Origin of the sequence: Oceanipulchritudo coccoides (assembly GCF_010500615.1) — a bacterium.
Taxonomy (GTDB): domain Bacteria; phylum Verrucomicrobiota; class Verrucomicrobiia; order Opitutales; family Oceanipulchritudinaceae; genus Oceanipulchritudo; species Oceanipulchritudo coccoides.
Genome location: NZ_JAAGNX010000001.1, coordinates 355,944 through 372,839 on the forward strand (window position 1 = coordinate 355,944; position 16,896 = coordinate 372,839).

Annotated in this window: 16 protein-coding genes; 4 read left to right on the plus strand and 12 right to left on the minus strand. The window is 53.5% G+C overall.

Annotated features, from left to right (window positions below; all coding sequences use genetic code 11):
• Nucleotides 1–8: 8 nt before the first annotated feature.
• From G0Q06_RS01335 to G0Q06_RS01350, 4 genes are all read left to right on the plus strand, one after another.
• Nucleotides 9–3,206: a type I restriction endonuclease subunit R gene (locus G0Q06_RS01335; RefSeq protein WP_163961697.1), complete on the plus strand. Its 3,198-nt coding sequence runs from the start codon at nt 9–11 to the stop codon at nt 3,204–3,206.
• A complete protein-coding gene (locus G0Q06_RS01340) occupies nt 3,196–3,939 on the plus strand; it encodes a M48 family metallopeptidase (RefSeq protein WP_163961699.1) in 744 nt (247 codons plus the stop codon). The genes G0Q06_RS01335 and G0Q06_RS01340 overlap by 11 nt, the downstream gene beginning before the upstream one ends.
• A gap of 314 nt (nt 3,940–4,253) precedes the next feature.
• Complete coding sequence (locus G0Q06_RS01345) at nt 4,254–5,285, plus strand: hypothetical protein (protein WP_163961701.1); 1,032 nt, start codon at nt 4,254–4,256, stop codon at nt 5,283–5,285.
• Entirely contained in the window at nt 5,242–6,375 is a 1,134-nt protein-coding gene (locus tag G0Q06_RS01350) for a hypothetical protein (protein ID WP_163961704.1), read from the plus strand. The genes G0Q06_RS01345 and G0Q06_RS01350 overlap by 44 nt, the downstream gene beginning before the upstream one ends.
• A 213-nt stretch (nt 6,376–6,588) precedes the next feature.
• On the opposite strand, the gene G0Q06_RS01355 is transcribed toward G0Q06_RS01350, so the two are convergent.
• The 12 genes from G0Q06_RS01355 to G0Q06_RS01410 all read right to left on the minus strand — a co-directional run bounded on the left by G0Q06_RS01355 (nt 6,589) and on the right by G0Q06_RS01410 (nt 16,856).
• Nucleotides 6,589–7,035 carry a hypothetical protein gene (locus G0Q06_RS01355; RefSeq protein ID WP_163961706.1) on the minus strand — a complete coding sequence of 149 codons (447 nt, stop codon included), beginning with the start codon at nt 7,033–7,035 and terminating at the stop codon, nt 6,589–6,591.
• Nucleotides 7,036–7,371: 336 nt separating this feature from the next.
• Nucleotides 7,372–8,157 (minus strand): DUF932 domain-containing protein, encoded by a 786-nt coding sequence (locus G0Q06_RS01360; RefSeq protein ID WP_163961707.1) that lies wholly within the window; start codon nt 8,155–8,157, stop codon nt 7,372–7,374.
• 19 nt (nt 8,158–8,176) lie between these two features.
• Complete coding sequence (locus G0Q06_RS01365; RefSeq protein WP_163961709.1) at nt 8,177–9,577, minus strand: beta clamp domain-containing protein; 1,401 nt, start codon at nt 9,575–9,577, stop codon at nt 8,177–8,179.
• Between the two features lie 96 nt (nt 9,578–9,673).
• On the minus strand, nt 9,674–10,135 hold the full coding sequence (locus tag G0Q06_RS01370; RefSeq protein WP_163961711.1) for a JAB domain-containing protein: 462 nt from the start codon (nt 10,133–10,135) through the stop codon (nt 9,674–9,676).
• Nucleotides 10,123–10,323 (minus strand): hypothetical protein, encoded by a 201-nt coding sequence (locus G0Q06_RS01375; protein WP_163961713.1) that lies wholly within the window; start codon nt 10,321–10,323, stop codon nt 10,123–10,125. Before G0Q06_RS01375 ends, G0Q06_RS01370 begins: the two co-directional genes overlap by 13 nt.
• Complete coding sequence (locus G0Q06_RS01380; RefSeq protein ID WP_163961715.1) at nt 10,320–10,523, minus strand: hypothetical protein; 204 nt, start codon at nt 10,521–10,523, stop codon at nt 10,320–10,322. The genes G0Q06_RS01375 and G0Q06_RS01380 overlap by 4 nt, the downstream gene beginning before the upstream one ends.
• Nucleotides 10,524–10,831: 308 nt before the next feature.
• On the minus strand, nt 10,832–11,266 hold the full coding sequence (locus G0Q06_RS01385; protein WP_163961717.1) for a C39 family peptidase: 435 nt from the start codon (nt 11,264–11,266) through the stop codon (nt 10,832–10,834).
• A 3-nt stretch (nt 11,267–11,269) separates the two neighbouring features.
• Complete coding sequence (locus G0Q06_RS01390; protein WP_163961719.1) at nt 11,270–12,088, minus strand: RecB family exonuclease; 819 nt, start codon at nt 12,086–12,088, stop codon at nt 11,270–11,272.
• On the minus strand, nt 12,088–12,600 hold the full coding sequence (locus G0Q06_RS01395; protein ID WP_163961721.1) for a hypothetical protein: 513 nt from the start codon (nt 12,598–12,600) through the stop codon (nt 12,088–12,090). The genes G0Q06_RS01390 and G0Q06_RS01395 overlap by 1 nt, the downstream gene beginning before the upstream one ends.
• 304 nt (nt 12,601–12,904) lie before the next feature.
• Nucleotides 12,905–14,056 carry a hypothetical protein gene (locus tag G0Q06_RS01400; RefSeq protein ID WP_163961723.1) on the minus strand — a complete coding sequence of 384 codons (1,152 nt, stop codon included), beginning with the start codon at nt 14,054–14,056 and terminating at the stop codon, nt 12,905–12,907.
• Nucleotides 14,057–15,069: 1,013 nt separating this feature from the next.
• Nucleotides 15,070–15,567, minus strand: a complete 498-nt coding sequence (locus G0Q06_RS01405; RefSeq protein WP_163961725.1) for a hypothetical protein — start codon at nt 15,565–15,567, stop codon at nt 15,070–15,072.
• An 89-nt stretch (nt 15,568–15,656) separates the two neighbouring features.
• Nucleotides 15,657–16,856 (minus strand): NnrS family protein, encoded by a 1,200-nt coding sequence (locus G0Q06_RS01410; RefSeq protein WP_163961727.1) that lies wholly within the window; start codon nt 16,854–16,856, stop codon nt 15,657–15,659.
• Nucleotides 16,857–16,896 lie beyond the last annotated feature (40 nt).

Consider the following 16,896-nt stretch of genomic DNA (forward strand, 5'->3'; position numbering starts at 1 on the left):
ATCTAATCATGGAAGAGCAGACTCCTTACCAAACCCCGAGCTACCTCGAGAAGGTGCAGAGCCAGCTTCCGGCCCTGCAGCTCCTCATCGAGATGGGCTGGGAATACCTTCCTCCCGAGAGATGCAATGACCTGCGTGGCGGGCGGATGGGGGCCGCCATCCTCGAACCGATCCTCACCGAGTTCATCCGGAAGAACGGCCGCTACACCTTTAAGGGGCGAGAGCACGTATTCACCGAGAACGCCATCGCCAACGCGGTGCAGGCGCTCAAGGCGTTCCGGGCCACCGGAGCGATTCACCAGAATGAGGAGGTCTACGACCTGCTCTGCCTCGGCACCGCAGTACCCCAGACGGTGGACGGCGACACCAAGAGCTTTTCCATCGCCTACATCGACTGGAAGAACCCGGAGAACAACCGCTACCACTGCACCGCCGAGTTCAAGGTGGAGCGGGTCGGCCTGCAGAAGCACTACATCCCGGACATCGTACTCTTCATCAACGGGATCCCGGTGGGCGTGATCGAGTGCAAGCGCAGCGCCTATAGCGACTTGAAGAAGCAGCCTATCGAGATGGCCATTGCACAGCTTCAGGCTTACCAGCAGAAGGACGGAATACCACAGTTGTTCCTATATTCCGAACTCCTTTTCGCCCTCGCGCGGGACAAGGCCGAATACGGGACAACCGGGACGCCCCGAAAGTTCTGGACCGTTTGGCGGGAGCATGGATTGGATGAGTCCATCGGCGAGCTGATCAGCCGTCCGCTGCCGGAGGACTCCCCACTGTTGGAGACGCCCTTCGAGAAGGAGGCCGGGGCCTTCCTGAAGCTCCAGAACGAGGGACGGCAAGTCTACGAGCAAGACCGAGCCATCTACGCCCTGTGCCGTCCGGAGCGCCTGCTGCAGCTGACCTACCAATACATCGTCTTCGACAACGGGGTGAAGAAGATCGCCCGCTACCAGCAGTTCTTTGCGGTGCAGGACATCCTGAAGCGGATCCGGGGCGGCGATGTGTCCGAACCCCGCGCTGGCGGGGTGGTCTGGCACACCCAGGGCAGCGGCAAGTCATTGACCATGGTGATGCTAGCCAAGGCCCTCGCTCTGGCCCCGGACATCCTGACCCCGAAGGTGATCCTGGTGACCGACCGGATCGACCTCGACAACCAGATCCTGGGCACCTTCCGTGCCTGCGGTCTGGAGCCCGAACAAGCGAGCACCGGGGAACACCTCGTTCAGCTCCTGAGTGACGACAAAGCACACGTCGTTACGACCCTGATCCACAAATTCGAGGCGGCGGCGAAGAACCGGAACCTAAAGGAAGCCACTCGCGACACCTTCGTCCTCGTCGATGAGGGACACCGGAGCAACTACTCGGAACACCATGCCCGGATGAAACTGGCGCTCAAAGGTGCCTGCTTTATTGCGTTCACCGGGACCCCGCTGGCTAAAAACGCGAAGAAAAATACCTTCGCCAAATTTGGTGCGCTTTATACACCGCCCTACACGATTTCACGGGCGGTCGCAGATGGGGCAGTGACACCGCTTCTCTACGAAGCCCGGCATGTGCCGCAGGACGTTGATCAGGGCCCCATCGACAGCTGGTTTGAGAAGCTCACACTTGGCTTGAGCGAGAATCAACAGGCCGACCTGAAGCGGAAATTTTCTTCAGAGCGGCAACTCAACAAGGCTGAGCAGAAGGTGCGGATGATCGCGTGGGATGTCTCCCTGCATTACGCGATGAACTACCAGGGTACTGGCATGAAAGGGCAGTTGGTCGCCCCGGACAAGGCAACTGCATTGCTGTATAAGGAATGCTTCGATGAATTTGGACAGATCAGAACGGAGGTTCTGATTTCGGGTCCGAATGCCAGAGAGGGCGATGAGAGTGACAAAAAGGGTCCTTCTGCACAGGAGAAAGCCTTCTGGGAGCGGATGATGGACCGCTACGGGACCGAGGAGAAATACAACAAGCAACTGATCAATGCTTTCAAGAAGGGGGAGGATCCGGAAGTCATCATCGTGGTTGACAAGCTGCTGACCGGATTCGATGCGCCTTGCAACACGGTGCTTTACCTGGCCCGGAGCTTGAAGGGGCACACACTCCTTCAGGCGATCGCCCGGGTGAACCGGCTCTTCGATGGTAAGGAATATGGGCTGATTCTTGACTACAGTGGGGTGATTAAGGAGCTGGACGACGCGATCGACTTCTATGCTCAGCTGGCAGACTTCGACGAGTCGGATCTCGCGGAGACGGTCCACTACCTTGAGGAGGTTACTGCCAAGTTGCCACAGTATCACTCAGATCTTTGGGAGCTGTTTCCCGGCATGAAGGGAACTACAGACGCGGAGGCTTTTGCCGAGAGCCTGCGTGACGAAGAGAAGCGGAACCGATTCTACGACCGCTTTAATTTGTTCTCGCGGACGCTCGCGATGGCTCTGGCTTCGACGAACTTCCTCGAAAAAACACCGGACAATACGATTCAGCGCTATAAACAAGACCTGAAGTTCTTCGCCAACCTTCGGGCGGAAGCCTCCATCCGCTTCCAGGAGCGTATAGACTTCTCCGAATACGAACCGAAGATACGGAAACTCATCGATACTCACGTCAGCGCCGGCGAGATCATGCAGCTTTGTGATCCTATTAATCTTTTCGACGCTAATGAACGACAAGAGGTCCTTGAGGACCAAGGGAAGAGTACCGAGGCCAAAGCGGACATGATTGCATCGGCGACGCAGAGGACGATCGAGCAGGAAATGGAGAAGGATCCGGCCTTCTACGCCAAATTCTCAAAAATGCTCAGTGATGTACTGGAAGCACTGCACAAGAAGCGCATGGAGGCCATCGAGGCGCTTGAGAAGATCAAGGACATCGCCACCAAGGTTACTACCCATACGGATGACAACGTGCCGGAGGAACTGGCTGCCCGCGACATGGCCCGACGCTACTACGGCGTCGTGAGGGAGGAGATGAAGGAATACAAAGCTGAGCCGAAAGCTGCTATCCGGATCGCCTTGGAAATTCAGGAACGCCTTGGAGAGCATAAGATCCGGGACTTTCGGGATAATCCGGATGCGCTCAATCGGATGCGAAACGAGATCGATGATATCTTCTTCGAGGTAATCGATGACATGGGTCTTGAGATTCCTCTCGAGGTGCAGGACATGCTGATCGACAAGTGCATCGAGATTACGATTGCCAATGAAGATTGAGCCTTCGGAGCAAATCCTCGTTTACGGCGAGCGACGCATCCCTTATCGTCTCCAGTTCTCAGATCGGAAACGGTTGCGAATCACCGTGAAGCCGGATCTCAATGTTGTGGCTAATGCTCCTAGCCATTACAGCGAGGAGGAGGCCAGGGAAGCCGTGCGTTCGAAGGCCCGCTGGATCCTTCGCCAGTTGGCTTCGTTTCAAGAGTTCCATCCGCTGCCGATGCCCCACAAGTATATTAGCGGCGAAACCTTTGTTTATCTTGGGAGGCAATATCGGCTGAAGGTTGAGACAGGAGACAGGACCCCTGCCAAGCTTCGCGGTCGGTATTTGTTTGTTACTGTGCCCGACAGGACTGACTCGACGAAAGTGAAGGCGGCAGTCGATGCTTGGTATCGCGTCCGTGCGGAAGAAGTCTTCCGTCGCTACCTTGAGGCTTGTATGGAAGTCGCTGGTCGCCACGGAATCAGCGAACCGGAACTCTCTATCCGGAATATGCGGACACGCTGGGGAAGCTGCAGCTCCGCCGGTAGGATCACCCTCAACCTGAAGCTGATCTATGCCCCGGTCCACTGTATCGAATACGTCATCATGCACGAACTTTGCCATCTCGCACACCATGACCACTCGCCAAGGTTTTATCGGCTACTGACGCGCTGTATGCCCGATTGGGAGAAACGGCGCAAGGTCCTGTCGCAAGTAGTCTTTCTGAAAGCAGAGCCCTTGCGACTCTAATATGTCGCATGCTCCAGGTTTAAGCTGGTTAGGAGGTACTGCTGTTCTCCTGGGCTAATGATGTGAATCGTAGGACAGCAGTGGGCATTGCCTGACCAATCAATTCAGGGTAGGGGGAAGCGGCGATTGCCATGCTTCTGCAACCCCCAAAAAGAAAACACTCCATGGATTCTATATCAGGGCGCAGGAGGACCTGCGCCCTGATATAGATCTTGGAGTCCGGCTTTGTGAGGCTTCCCTAACCCCGCCAATCACCTCAAAGTTAATTTTACTCCGGGTCCTTAACCGGGTTCATCAATACCCCCGACAGCGAGGTGGATTTCATCCTGGAGTCGCCCACCCGCCTGCTGGGCAGCCACACCAACCTGCAGCCACTGCCCAGTGCCGTGCATGGCACACGCACCTTCTACGGGGCCCGGTTCTTCAACCAGGCGATGCCGATCGAGGGCGGTGAGGCACCGCTCGTGCAGAACCTGGCAGACGGCGAGACAGGGGATTCCTTTGACAAGGTGATGGGAAAGCATCTGGGAGCGGTCTTCAATGATTCGGACCAGCCCCTGGTTGTCAGCAATATCACAGACGATGAGATCGAGCTCCAGACCCCCAACGGCGAGAAGATCATCAAGGACCTCTACAGGAACTTCCTCTTTAACCGCAAAAGCGCCATCTCCAACACCCCGCTGGTGAAGAAGGGCGACACCGTAAAGCCCGGACAGATTCTCGCCAAGAGCAACTACACCGATGACCAGGGCAACCAGGCGATGGGCCTCAACGCCCGGATCGCCGTGATCCCCTACAAGGGCGCCTCCATGGATGATGCGATCGTTATCAGCGAACGCTTCGCCAAGCGGCTCAAGTCCCAGGCCGCCTACGCCCGGTCAATGGACTACAAGAACGGCATCAAGGGCGGCAAGGGACACTACCAGGGGCTGTTCCGGGACAAGTTTGAGAACAGGCAACTGGACAAGCTGGACAAGGATGGTGTCGTCCAAGTCGGCCAGGTGCTGGAGCAGGGGGATCCGATCATCCTGGCATCCAAGCCAAGGATGATATCCAGCCAGAACCTGGACCTTGGCGGGCTCTCCCGCTTCATGCAGAACTCACGCGCAGATGCGTCCGAAGTATGGGACCACGAATCGCCCGGGAAAGTGATCAATGTCACCCGTACCCGCAATGGGGTGAAGGTGGATAATTTTATTATTCTTTCTCAAAAGCCCCTTGAAGCGTGCGCGAAATTGGTGAAGTATAGTTACAGAAAGGTGCGGTTGGAATCTACCCTAAAACCTCAAAATATTATAATGAATGTACCTTTCCACAGCTTACAATTGTTATCATCCAGACACTGAGATTTTCACAGACCGAGGATGGATACCCATATCTAAGATTACTACTGACAGCCACGTGGCTGCCTTGTTTGACGTCGGTGATCCGGAGAACCGATTAAGATCCGGAGGTCCACCTACAGAGGAAATTGTTGCCCGGATGGTTCAACCCTCTGCGGTTGTCAGTTATCCCTACTCTGGACAACTCTACGGGCTGGATGCCAGCCATTCTGCCTACCTGGTAACTCCAAACCACAGGATATGGAGGAAAGGTAACTCTAAAGCCTGCAGGGAATGGTACTGCCGGGATGCACAGTCCGTTCATGGCACTAACCAACGCTTCATGATTGCTGCCAACTTTGACAGGGAAGTTGAGGACCCTCCCACGTTCGAGCTTCCAGAGGCTCACAATGCAAGGTCAGGTAAGGCCATGGATCATGTTTGCTCTTTCCCTTTTAACAGTTGGGTGAAGTTCATGGCCTTTTATCTGGCGGATGGAAACGTCCAGCACAGCAATAAAGTAAGCCACACAATCGTGATTACCCGGAAGATACCAGAGAAGTTTATTTCAGACACACTCGATGAGATGGGACTCCCGTTTACCCGGGTAAACGACCAGTACATCATTGGTCCCAATAAGCCCCTGTCACGCTATCTGAGGTCCTTCGGGAAGGCTTTTAACAAGTTTGTCCCCAGGGAGATCCTGCAAGCCTCCACACAGGTCATGAGATTGTTTTTGGACACAATCTGGAAGTGTGACGGTGACCGAAATGGTGGCCCTAATTATTATACGATATCGCCAAGGCTACGGGATGATATAGAGCGACTGTTAATTCTCACCGGTCATGCGGTAACGCTTCGTCAACGCGACAGGCGCAAGGAAAAACGCTTCTGTGAAGGCAGGCCTATTAACTCCAAATATGTCCTTCATGAGGCTCACAAGCTGGGGTATGCTACCGTTGGTACCAGCAAGAACTGGAACACTGCGTACTTTAAAGAATTCTTCCATGGCAACGTTTACTGTCCCTCTGTTCCCGGACTCGGTGTGGTACTTACCCGGTTCCGTGGCAAAACCATCTGGAACGGAAACTCCTTGTTAGAACTCAACGATTGAATTCAACCAGCAACAATTCAAGGAGCCTTGTCCCGGAAACCACGCAGAACTTTTCAGGAGGTTCCGGAATGGTTACCGGCTCCAGGGACTGGCAATGTGAAGTATGATGCCATAGACAAGCGGGAGATATTCAACCGACTGCTTATCGACACCTCCGACAAAAGGACACTTTACCAGTTGAGGTTCAAAGCAAAGTTGATTGGATTAGTATAACTACTTGTCCCCAAGTGAGCCAATGTCCTTCCACCAAATATATGGCTTCCCGAGAAATATATAGCTCAAAGCGGCAACAATTGAGTTTCCGACCAATAAACCAACTGCGGTCGCCCGGAAAGAAAAGGTTGGCATGCTGTTCGCAAAATTATTACCAGTTCCAAAAAGAAAATCCGCCATAGTCAAACATGCGCTGGGGCCAAATATTACCCAAACGATTATAGTCAGGACATTGATAAACCTTTTTAGCATCACTGTCCTATATGCTTTAGCTCCTTTGTGTGCCAGCAAAAAGGGAGAAGCGGGCCCTTGCCTCCCTGAAATCAAAACGCCTTCAGCGCCCGCTCCGGTGCCTTGCTGGGCAATTTTACGCGCCCGCTCCACGGTCATGGCTGTAACGTATTCCTCCACGGTCTGCCCCCGGATGCCGGCGGCGGTCTGGATCATGACCTGCCCCCCTTTACTGGACGGTTTCCAATGAGAGAGTCCTCGGGCTGCGGTCCATGTGTGCAGGCCGCTGAACTCGGGTCCATTGTCAATGGTGATCGCCTTAGGCAGTTGCTTACCGGATCTCTCTCCCAATACGCAAACAAACACTTAGCGGCGGATTTCGACCTAACTACGCTTTTTCCCTTCCATGGGTCTCCCAAGCTGCGCTTGGCTCAACCCACCTCGGAAAAAAACGAGTTAGGTCCCTCGCCGGGGGGACCGGCCTGCGGCCGACGATAAGTATTCGTAGCTAAAAAAGGCACCCCGGCCGCCATGCGGCGACCGGGATCCCTTTTAGTTATATTCAGAACGGAACCCTGTGCGCTCATCCAGCAGCCTGTGCAAGGCCCCTGTACGGGCCGGCAGCAGGGCTAGATGGCCTTTCAGCGCCTCAGTGAAGGCGTTTTCCAGGCTCCACACATTGCGAGGTTCAAACTCCCGGTGAGAAGGCTCTCTCCAATGATCAACGACGACAGGAATCTTGCTGGCCGGGATGACTCCCCGGTCGACCGACCGGATCATGAGGTCATGGGCCAAGACATCGTTGAGCGCGAACTCCTTATACCGCTCGACCCTGCGATGCTGGATGCACCAGGAATCCTGCAAGCGGAGCATGGCATCATCGATCATCTCATCCAGATCATTGAGTATCCTGGTTGTGTGCTTCCTGGCTATCTTGATCTCACCTGAGAAACAGAGATTGTCACAAACGAGCACTTGCGAACCAGCTACTAGCCCGGCGGGTAGGCATTTATCGTGAGAATTCCTAACGCCGATTACCCGGTGATATTCCGCGTCCGGGGATTGCTCCTGTATTTCAAACAAACCGAAATATCGATTTCCGTCATGAGTCATTGCGTGGGCCTCTCCTGTAATATCCAGAAGAAAGCGACCACAGGCATCGCGTACCATGTCGACTAGATAGTGATGAGGGACAGGCTGCCATGAGCGCGTTGCATGCGGGACCGGGGTGGAAACCACCCGATCCCATTTGACAAGGTCGGCTCCGCAATGGAGGCAGAGGTTGCAGCGTGAGGGTGCCGGGGCTGCGACCGGTGGTTCGATTAAGTCGAGTACCATTTGTATATTCCTTTCTGTTTTAGATGTTGATTTCACGGAGCTGCTTGAGCGACCGCTTCAGGGCCGCGTGCTCCTTTTTAAGGCCGGCGCGTTCACGCAGGACGTCCTTTCCGAGTTTCATGAGAGCACTGAGGTCTCGGACAATACCCTTCAGCGCTTCCCTCACCCGGCTCGCTTCAGCAACCAGTTCCTCGGCAGCCTGCTGCGGCTCCTCCTCACTTACAGCGACGTTGGCCACAACGGGCTTCGCCACCCGTGCCACGTGCCTGACCGGGCGGGGATGCGTCGGGGCTTCCCGGGTCACCAGACGCGGCTTCTCCAACGTTGCCGGCCACTGCGGTTCCTCCATTCGAAGCGGCATGACAACCCATTCCCGGTTTTCGCCACGCAACACCAACGGGCTAAGCGCGTCTTTCAGGCACAGCCGGGTTGCTCCCCAGTTCAGGGCCTGGTGAACGTACCCGAAGTTGAAGGCCGTCCAGAACTGCCCGTGTTCCGGCCTGCTCAAGGGCGCAAGCGGATGGAACTGGCGTTCCTCGCCGTCCCCACTCCAGAGCGCCACCTCACCGTTGCGCAGGAGCAATCCGGCAGGCGCGTTCTTCCCGGATAACGAAGGCAGCTTGGCCAGATTGACGGTCAGCTGATGCAGATCGTCCTTCGAGAAGGTCACCGCCTGCCAGGCGTCAGTGTGCTTCGGCACGACCGCGCTCCAGTTTGGAAACTGACCGACCGGCACTTGCCAGCGATACGTCCACGGTCCCTGAACACAGGCCATGGATTGTACGTGCTCGTCATTCCGATACACCGCTACCGGTTTAGTGGTATCGAATTCCTGAAGGAACACGGAGGCGGGAAGCGAGAAGGCTTCGACGATTCCAGTGCGCCCCTCCGCATGGAAGAGCCGCCAGCCATCGGTTGCCACAACCGCTTCCGGTTCGACCCGGACAGCATTGAGGATTTCCCGTGTGGGATCCTGCGAGGCACAGGCGAGGGCCGGAGCGAGCTGCTGAACCGCGTGAACCACCAAGCCGCCCACCTGCTCACCCAGTGGTGAGGGTTCGGGGAACTCAACGGCATCAATGGTCGCGAACGGGATGCGACTCACGGATCCGTCCTCCTCGATGTGGAAGGTCCCCTTTTCCGGTCCCGCCTCGATGCCGAGAATCCCCTTGGCGGATCGCCTGGACAGGGCGGCCTGCAGGTCCTTTATCGGAACCAGAAACTCTCCTATGCCCATCTCACCGGTGCGAGGGAGTTGGTAGGTGACCGTCTGGCCCAAGTCGGTGCCGGTCACCGTGACTGTGTCGATGTTGATCAAAACCCGGACGTAGGTCAAAACCGGCAAGGTTGTTTTTGAGATCTTCAAACAGCGGAATCCACGAAGGATTTCGCGCCAATGTTTGATGGACAGTGTTAACATAATTCATTTCCTTTCATGTGTTGTGAATGTACCGAGGCCCGGTCCTTGCGGAACCGGGCCTCGGTACGGATTGATGTTTTGGTAGTTGTTTGTCGGCTACAGGAGGCCAGCCTCGGCGAACGAGTAGTAGCCTCGCCCAATTGGGTCATCGACCTTGTCGCCGACAATGACATGGTCGAGCAGGTCGATCTGAACGACCTTCGCAGCCTCCCGTAATTGCCGGGTGGCCCGGATGTCCGCCTGGCTGGGCGACGGGTCTCCCGATGGATGATTGTGGACGACCACGCAGGCGCTCGCCCCTGTCAAAATGACCGGGCGGAAGACTTCACGCGGATGCACGAGACTGGCGGTGGCGGTGCCCTTGGTCACCATGGACCGAGCCAGTGGCTTGTTTTTGCGATTCAGGCAAACGACCCAGAAGCTCTCAACAATCGGATCGTCATTGAAGGCGTCGGCCATGTAGCGGGTAATGCGCTCCGGGCTGTCCACCGCCTCAACCGGGCCTTCAGCGACCTGCGTGAACGTTACGCGGGCTGAGTAGATTTTCACCGCGGGCATCTCCTGAATTCATTAAAATGCTTCAGGAACATAGCTCCGGTAAAGAGCAATGCAGCTCCTGAGGCTATGGTGAACGGGATTAATATCCATGCACCGGCGCCAGCGACGGCAGCCAGAATGGGTCCAGTGATAGCCCCCAGTCCCAGCAGGGCCAAGGCGGTAATTAGAATTTTGATCGTGATATTCATGATGTAATTTCTTTGCTTTCTGTTTTTAGTTTTTTGAGTTGTACAAAGCACCAAGCTAATGTGGACATCAGCCCACACAGTCCGGCGCCAAGCAAGCCGACAGTAAGCGGCCAGAGATCAGGGGACGGTGGTGGCGTCCCCAGGGTGAGTGCAGCAGTTGTCCCAATGACACCTATTGCGATCAGGATCAGGTTGCTCATGCAGATCCTTTCCTTGAATCAGTTCCCCGGGGTTGGCCCGAAGAATCATACCGGTAACCGGCTGTTTTGTTTTCCATTGAATAATAAAGCCCGCTCTTCCCGGGACTTGTCAGGAGGGTATAAAACAAAAGCCACCGGGTCCTGAGTAACCGGTGGCCCTATTTGTGAATGCTCCTTGATGTAAGGTGCACGACTGTGATGGACGCGACGCCACTATATAGGCGGTCACACCCCAACTTTATTCTTAAAAAGGAGACAAGGGAACATGATGTTCCCGCTGTCCCCTGATTCAAACCTTGTTGGTACGCTTACGTTCCCCAGAACATGAACATGCAACCATCCTCCGACCAAGCTAACATCTCAGCCAGGTCATCAAACGATAGATGTCCTTCTCGGAACCAGCGATGGTTCCAGATGTGCACACCTTCGTCGTCAAAGCCGTAGATCACGGCCACATGTCCCCACTTTCCGGGTTCGTAGCTGACTAAGACGGGACAACAGGTATCGAGTGCACGTTTAAGTTTTGGTATACTCTGTCCAATGCACCGGTAGCGGAGACCTAGGCGGTTGAGTACACGGAGTATGTCCTCAACGTGAGTTCCATACCAGGTGGTGCCCAGTTGCTTCTTAAGATCGCGCGGGACAGGATAGCCCAAGGTCGCTAGCAACACCTCAGATGCCACAACGCCGCATGTGTGGTTTAAGAACTGATGGTACCGTGTGATTTGTAATGTTGTGCCCATGGGTTATCCACACCAGCGTGAACATTCAGTCCGGAATGGACACCAACCGCATGCCATCGAGGGTATAGGATGGAAACGTTCCGAACGGATCCCTTCGACCACGACATTGATCAATGACCAAAAGCGTTGGCGCTGAACTTTATCCGGTGCGGGCACCCGTACCCGGATAATTTTTGGGGTCTTGGTTTTTATCAAGAACACCAGTTCACTGCCGGGACATGCCTGCCCCGTTGCCGTCACAATAAGCTCGCTGTAGGCGGTCAGCTGTAGCTGGTGCTGCCATACCTCGTTTTCGATATCCGGGCTGCTCGCAGCCGTTTTGTAATCAACGGGCGTACCGTCGCGGTTAACCCTATCGAGAAAGCCCAACAGCTCCAGTCCTGTACCCTGTATCTCCTGGGACAAACGTACTTCCACGGCAAGTGGTTTGCCCGCTTCGGCGAATACGGAGGATTCGAGGTAGGTCTCCAGGATATGCTCCCCATGATTGAGAAGTTTATCCCGTTGTCCTTCCTCCTTCCACTTAACCGGTCCTTCAGCTTCTTCAAGTTCCCCGAAGTGGTACCGATAAGCCTGTAGGATGTTGTCCTTCTCAACGGGTTCATCCCGGAAGAGTTTACGGTTTACAACTTCGATACCTGCATGGACTGCCTTCCCCAAATGGAGAGCAGGCGAGACCGGGTAAGGTAGCTTTTCGATACGGGTGAAGTAGAATTGCCGGGGACAGGTCAGGTAGGTCTTAAGCGAGCTAGGACTCAAGTGTTCTATTGCAATCTCCGTCCTGTAGGCAGGTACCGGAGGTTGTAGTGTTGCCGTTATCATTATTGGTTCCTTCCGATGTGGTGGGTCTTGCCGCTACGATTGCCTCCGTTGAAGGCAGGCTGGCGTTGGTTGTCCAGCAACTCGTCGATTAGGCCGCTGGCTTCGAGCCTGTTTAAGTCCCTGACGGACTTCCCGTAGCGTGCTTTACCAAGGGCATTGAGATCATCCTCGGAGAGGCCGTTCTCTTGGGCAACACGCTCGATGAGTTGGCGCTGTTTCTCAGAACATTTCCACCCTGTATATCCCGGCACCGTTGCTAATCGGTTCCGGGGTGAACCGTTGGCACCGCTGTTTTGATGTAATGGTTTAATATCTTCCTGATGTGGAAGCCACCCAACCACTTGCAGTTCCCGGTCGATAGCCTCTTGCAAGGCCATGTAAGTTGCGTGTACCTCACCCGGGATGTCCTGGATGTCTGCAATCTCTTGTGTCAGGGTAAGTGTCAGGCCATGGCTACTATAGCCGGGCAATCCTATCTTCTTGGCATAGCATGCCTCAAGTTTAAGACTCATTATTATTCCTCTTTTATATGTTTAAACAATAAGCCCCGGAAGATGATCTTTCCGGGACTGTCGAAGCAGGGGTGCTCCAACAAGTATTTATGACACAACCCGGTTGTTAATTGCATGCAGAAGCCTTAATGCTCACCAGTTTCCGCTGTCAGTACTGGTTCCTTTAACAAGGTAATAGAGATCATACCTTTGAAGGTCATTGTGACCTTCATTGAAAACTTATTGGCCCAATTTTTTTGCCTCAAATGAAGGCAACTGGGTACGCGCAGCCACAGCGATTTGAGTGAAGCCGCTGAAGCGGGTATTACTTGGAAATGTTGTTTGTTTGCGCCTTCTTTTGGAGGTCCCGGATGAGTTCTTCAATTGGGAAGGGAAGAAAATCAGGACCAATTCCAACGTAGTTCTTAATGATAAGTCTCGGGGTGATTCTGGTCCCGTCCTGAGAACGCATTAGCGACGTCAATCCGAGAAACATTTGCCGGTTCGGATTCTTTGGAGTCTCGTTTCCAGTACCATGAGTCCCTTGTGACCTTATAGATTTCTGAACGACACAAGCGACTCCGGATTTGTTGGCCATTAAACGGTTTCCGGGACCAACTAGTTCAGGAATATCCTTCCTTAAGTTTCCCATCTTTGAAACGAGCTTCCTGTTCTTAACGATCCCATGGAGAGTGATAACCTCTTCATCGGAAAGTTCATGTGTTGGTATACCTTTATGCAGGTACCTGACGAACCGTTGCTCTGTGGAAGGTTCAATTGGGATAATATTCCCAATGCGTGTCTTATACAATTGAAATAATTCTTTCCTTGGAGTGGCGAAGAATTCATCAGGCATCGGTATCAAGCCATCTTGTGTTTCTACTTCTAATTTATCTAGTTTTTCCGGATGTATGGATAGTATGAGGTGGAGATGCACGTTAAACAATAGTCTCATTTCCCTGTCTCGTTTGGCAGTAGCTTCTACAGCGCGGTAAATACAATCGAATGGACCAATTTTGAAACTATCTAGCTCGTTGATTCTTCGTGTTCTCGCTAAAAGCAGGTCGATGTGACTCTGAAGTTCTTCAATGGGGCAGGCGGTTCCAGAACTCACGTAAGCTGAACAGCACCTTAAGTCTTGGTTCTTGCAGTAATAGTCGATCTCCATGCATTCTTGTTTTCTCCTTGATGCATTCGATGATTTAAGGAGAGGGGACTTTATTTTGGGTTCAATTAACTCAACGGAACCGTCTACAGGGTCATATAGAGACACCTGTTCCGATTTGGTTGGTACTTCACAGTGTTCAAGAATTATTTTTTTGACCCGTTCTTCCTCTGGGTCGTGGAACTTTTGCTTAGGCTCTAGGTTGAAGGTTGAGTTCTCCAGAAGGAACCTTTCCTTGGTGGGGATTTCTTTCCCAGACACTCTATCCCGGTGTGTCTTTTCCTTACATAGGGTGTTCTTGTGCTTCTGCATTCTCACGACTCCACTCGTTTTGTGCCGCCTCTACTTCCTCATGCCCAATCCAAATTCTTGGGCCAGGCACTGTTTAACCAAGCTCTCAATAGTTGCTCTCTCTAGTTCTTCGTAAAAGTCTGCGTTGTCGCGAAGAGATTTCATTATAGCTTTCTCCAACTGGTCAGGTACGGTCCCATCCACCTTGGAAGCCAAGTTTGATTTCCATGAATCGACCTGGAAGTCCAATAACCTCTCAACAACCTCTTGCACCAATAGATGGTCTTGATCAGGGGTGTTTTTGTCATATCTCATGTGCTCTGCAATTTGAATTGGTTTGATGCATCCCTAGAGGTAGTTATCCCTCATCTCCTGTACCTTGAATATATTCTCATTATCGTGTGACTGCTATTCCTCTATGAGCCTTCGGGCATCAACTGCTCGGATTTTCCCATCTCGCATTTTGGAAATTCCGTATGCTTTAAGTCTGCGTGCAACAGTCCTTGGATGGACCTCCAACAACTCGGCGACCTCTTTGCAGCTAAGCTTAGGCTTCAACTTAAACCGACAGATCTCTACGACTGATTTTGTACCAGAATGTTTTAGCATGTCGCTTTTAGTTATAGCATCTTCTAGCCTCAAAAAACTGGGTCATTTTGAAGATTTTTGCCCCCATTCTTGAGGTGTCTGATAAGAGACTATCTCAGGAATTGAGGCAGTGTCAGCAGAGCCCGCTGGCCGAGGACATGGGTGGACCTGGAATAATTCTATACAAGAATCCAAATGAATAGATTGGTTCCTGAAGACCACCTGAGCTCAGGCGGCTAGACCCTAAACAATGACAAGCACTCAGCAAAACTTCCCGGGTTTCGGTTGCTGGGCTGGCTTGGGCAGGCGAAGGTCATCAAAGACACGGGGCGTTTGTTCTAGGCCGCCCCTGCAACCACTTTGCAACCAGGATTTCTGACCGCCCGGCAGCCTTTTATTGATGCGCCTTGAGGGTTTTCTGTCTTGAATCCCTCCCTCTCCGCCATTTATTTGTGCTCGTCCTGTGAGGCCGAGGAACTCTTTAGGCCGTGGTTGACCTCTTTGGTCTTGGTTCGGACATGGCTGCCGAGGACGAGTGCGCCAGAGAGAATCATCAAGTTCTTTATTATGTACTGGCCTTCCATGGTCGGGAGAAAGGGGATGCCGCCTTTTTGAAAAGTGACTTCCGACAAGATGAACAGGGGCAAAAAGGTGCCACCCATTTGAAGAAAGAGTAGAAGGATGGCCAGACGGGTAGTCCGGTGCGAGAAGAAGAGGAGGCCGATGGCCACCTCCCACCAGCCGATTACCGAGAGCCAGCCATGAGGACTCAGAAAGGGCATCCACGCCACTGTTTTGAGGACCAACGGCTCGGCCGCGGACAGTCCCAGCGGCTTAAGGATCCCAAACCAGATGAATATAACCGCAAAGGACAGCCGGATAGCGGTCGGGTAGAAATCCTTCATTATGCGGATAATGCGTTGATCAAGTACATCGGGGGTCATGACTGAAAAGTTTCGAAGATGGCTGATAACTCAAACAGGGGAGGGTGGTATTAGTTTTCGGTTTAACGGCTATCAGATGAAATTTAAAATCAGGGAGTCGTATCGGGGGTCCAGAGCAAAGGCAGAAATCGCCTTGTCCAAATGAGGACACCGCCCAACCAGACAAGAGCGGCAAGGGTGTATTGGGTGTAGGGCATGCCGGGTATCCAGTCAGCCGATACACGTATCAGCATCGCCAGAACCAGAGCGGCAGCAAGTACCCGGAACGACCAGAAGGAAGACTTGAAAAGGTGGGATTGCCCACCGTGTCCGAGCATCACCCAGGTAGCCACCGAGAAGGTAAGGAGGTTGAATCCGGTGATGAATATGACATGGGCCAGGCCGGTCTGGTGAAGCGGTGAGAGGACCATGAGAAAATAGCCGACTGGCAGGGAAACCAGGACAATCCGGACGGCTTTTGCCAACGTTCCGGTTGATCCATTTGAACGGATTGCCGGAGATTCGACGACAAGGAAAAGAACAAGAATACTGCCCCGAAGGAACCAGCCCGTCCTTATCCAACCCATGGATTCAAAGACAAAACTGGCGATAACGAGAAGGCCACAGCTCCCCGCAAAAGCAGCCCGTCTCAACCAGGGGAGCGTGAAGCTCCGGCTTTCCGGAAAGTTCTGACGGTGCGACATCCCAAAGAAGCGCGGAATAAAAAAGGCGCCGACCCCCATTACGGGAAGGAGAAGAAACCCTTGGTTGAGGAGTAAGCGGGATAGAGGAAAGGCCAAGCCTGGCAAGGCGTCGGGAATTGTCTGAATCCCGATCTGCAGAAGGGTTCCAATCAGTGCGCAGAGCAGTCCGAGAAAAACAAGAACAAAGGCGGGTGGGGGAAGATCCCGGCGGTCACGGAAACGTGTCATTAAGAGCATGACAAAGCTCCCCAGTAACAGGAAGTGAATGATATCCCCGGTAATGTGCCTGTGCACGAGGTGCATGGTGCTCAGCAATGCCAATCCTGTTGCCGCTGAGACTGTGTGACTGAATCGAAACCCCCTTACTTCCAGCATCCTCGGCATGGCGGTCCCGAGGAACCCAAGCACGAACGCAGTCATGTGCCCCTGGATCATGATGCGCGAATGGGATAGTCCGGGATAGGCTTCCAGAAGACCGCTACTCCATGCCGGCCATAAGGCGATTCCCAACACCCCCAGGATAAGGCCGGCGGGAAACAGCAAACGGAAAGGTTCGCCTTCATTGACCAAGTCAATGAACGAGGCGCGTTGTTTGATCGCTGACATCCGAATATCCTACCGCACAAATGGGACTCCCGCCTTGATC

What these genes read in the sequence shown, in the direction of transcription:
- G0Q06_RS01335 (WP_163961697.1), top strand. Translation starts at nt 9, where the DNA reads ATGGAAGAGCAGACTCCTTACCAAACCCCGAGCTACCTCGAGAAGGTG.
- G0Q06_RS01340 (WP_163961699.1), top strand. Translation starts at nt 3,196, where the DNA reads ATGAAGATTGAGCCTTCGGAGCAAATCCTCGTTTACGGCGAGCGACGC.
- G0Q06_RS01350 (WP_163961704.1), top strand. Translation starts at nt 5,242, where the DNA reads ATGTACCTTTCCACAGCTTACAATTGTTATCATCCAGACACTGAGATT.
- G0Q06_RS01355 (WP_163961706.1), bottom strand. Translation starts at nt 7,035, where the DNA reads ATGATCCAGACCGCCGCCGGCATCCGGGGGCAGACCGTGGAGGAATAC.
- G0Q06_RS01360 (WP_163961707.1), bottom strand. Translation starts at nt 8,157, where the DNA reads ATGGTACTCGACTTAATCGAACCACCGGTCGCAGCCCCGGCACCCTCA.
- G0Q06_RS01365 (WP_163961709.1), bottom strand. Translation starts at nt 9,577, where the DNA reads ATGTTAACACTGTCCATCAAACATTGGCGCGAAATCCTTCGTGGATTC.
- G0Q06_RS01370 (WP_163961711.1), bottom strand. Translation starts at nt 10,135, where the DNA reads ATGCCCGCGGTGAAAATCTACTCAGCCCGCGTAACGTTCACGCAGGTC.
- G0Q06_RS01375 (WP_163961713.1), bottom strand. Translation starts at nt 10,323, where the DNA reads ATGAATATCACGATCAAAATTCTAATTACCGCCTTGGCCCTGCTGGGA.
- G0Q06_RS01380 (WP_163961715.1), bottom strand. Translation starts at nt 10,523, where the DNA reads ATGAGCAACCTGATCCTGATCGCAATAGGTGTCATTGGGACAACTGCT.
- G0Q06_RS01385 (WP_163961717.1), bottom strand. Translation starts at nt 11,266, where the DNA reads ATGGGCACAACATTACAAATCACACGGTACCATCAGTTCTTAAACCAC.
- G0Q06_RS01390 (WP_163961719.1), bottom strand. Translation starts at nt 12,088, where the DNA reads ATGATAACGGCAACACTACAACCTCCGGTACCTGCCTACAGGACGGAG.
- G0Q06_RS01395 (WP_163961721.1), bottom strand. Translation starts at nt 12,600, where the DNA reads ATGAGTCTTAAACTTGAGGCATGCTATGCCAAGAAGATAGGATTGCCC.
- G0Q06_RS01400 (WP_163961723.1), bottom strand. Translation starts at nt 14,056, where the DNA reads ATGCAGAAGCACAAGAACACCCTATGTAAGGAAAAGACACACCGGGAT.
- G0Q06_RS01405 (WP_163961725.1), bottom strand. Translation starts at nt 15,567, where the DNA reads ATGACCCCCGATGTACTTGATCAACGCATTATCCGCATAATGAAGGAT.
- G0Q06_RS01410 (WP_163961727.1), bottom strand. Translation starts at nt 16,856, where the DNA reads ATGTCAGCGATCAAACAACGCGCCTCGTTCATTGACTTGGTCAATGAA.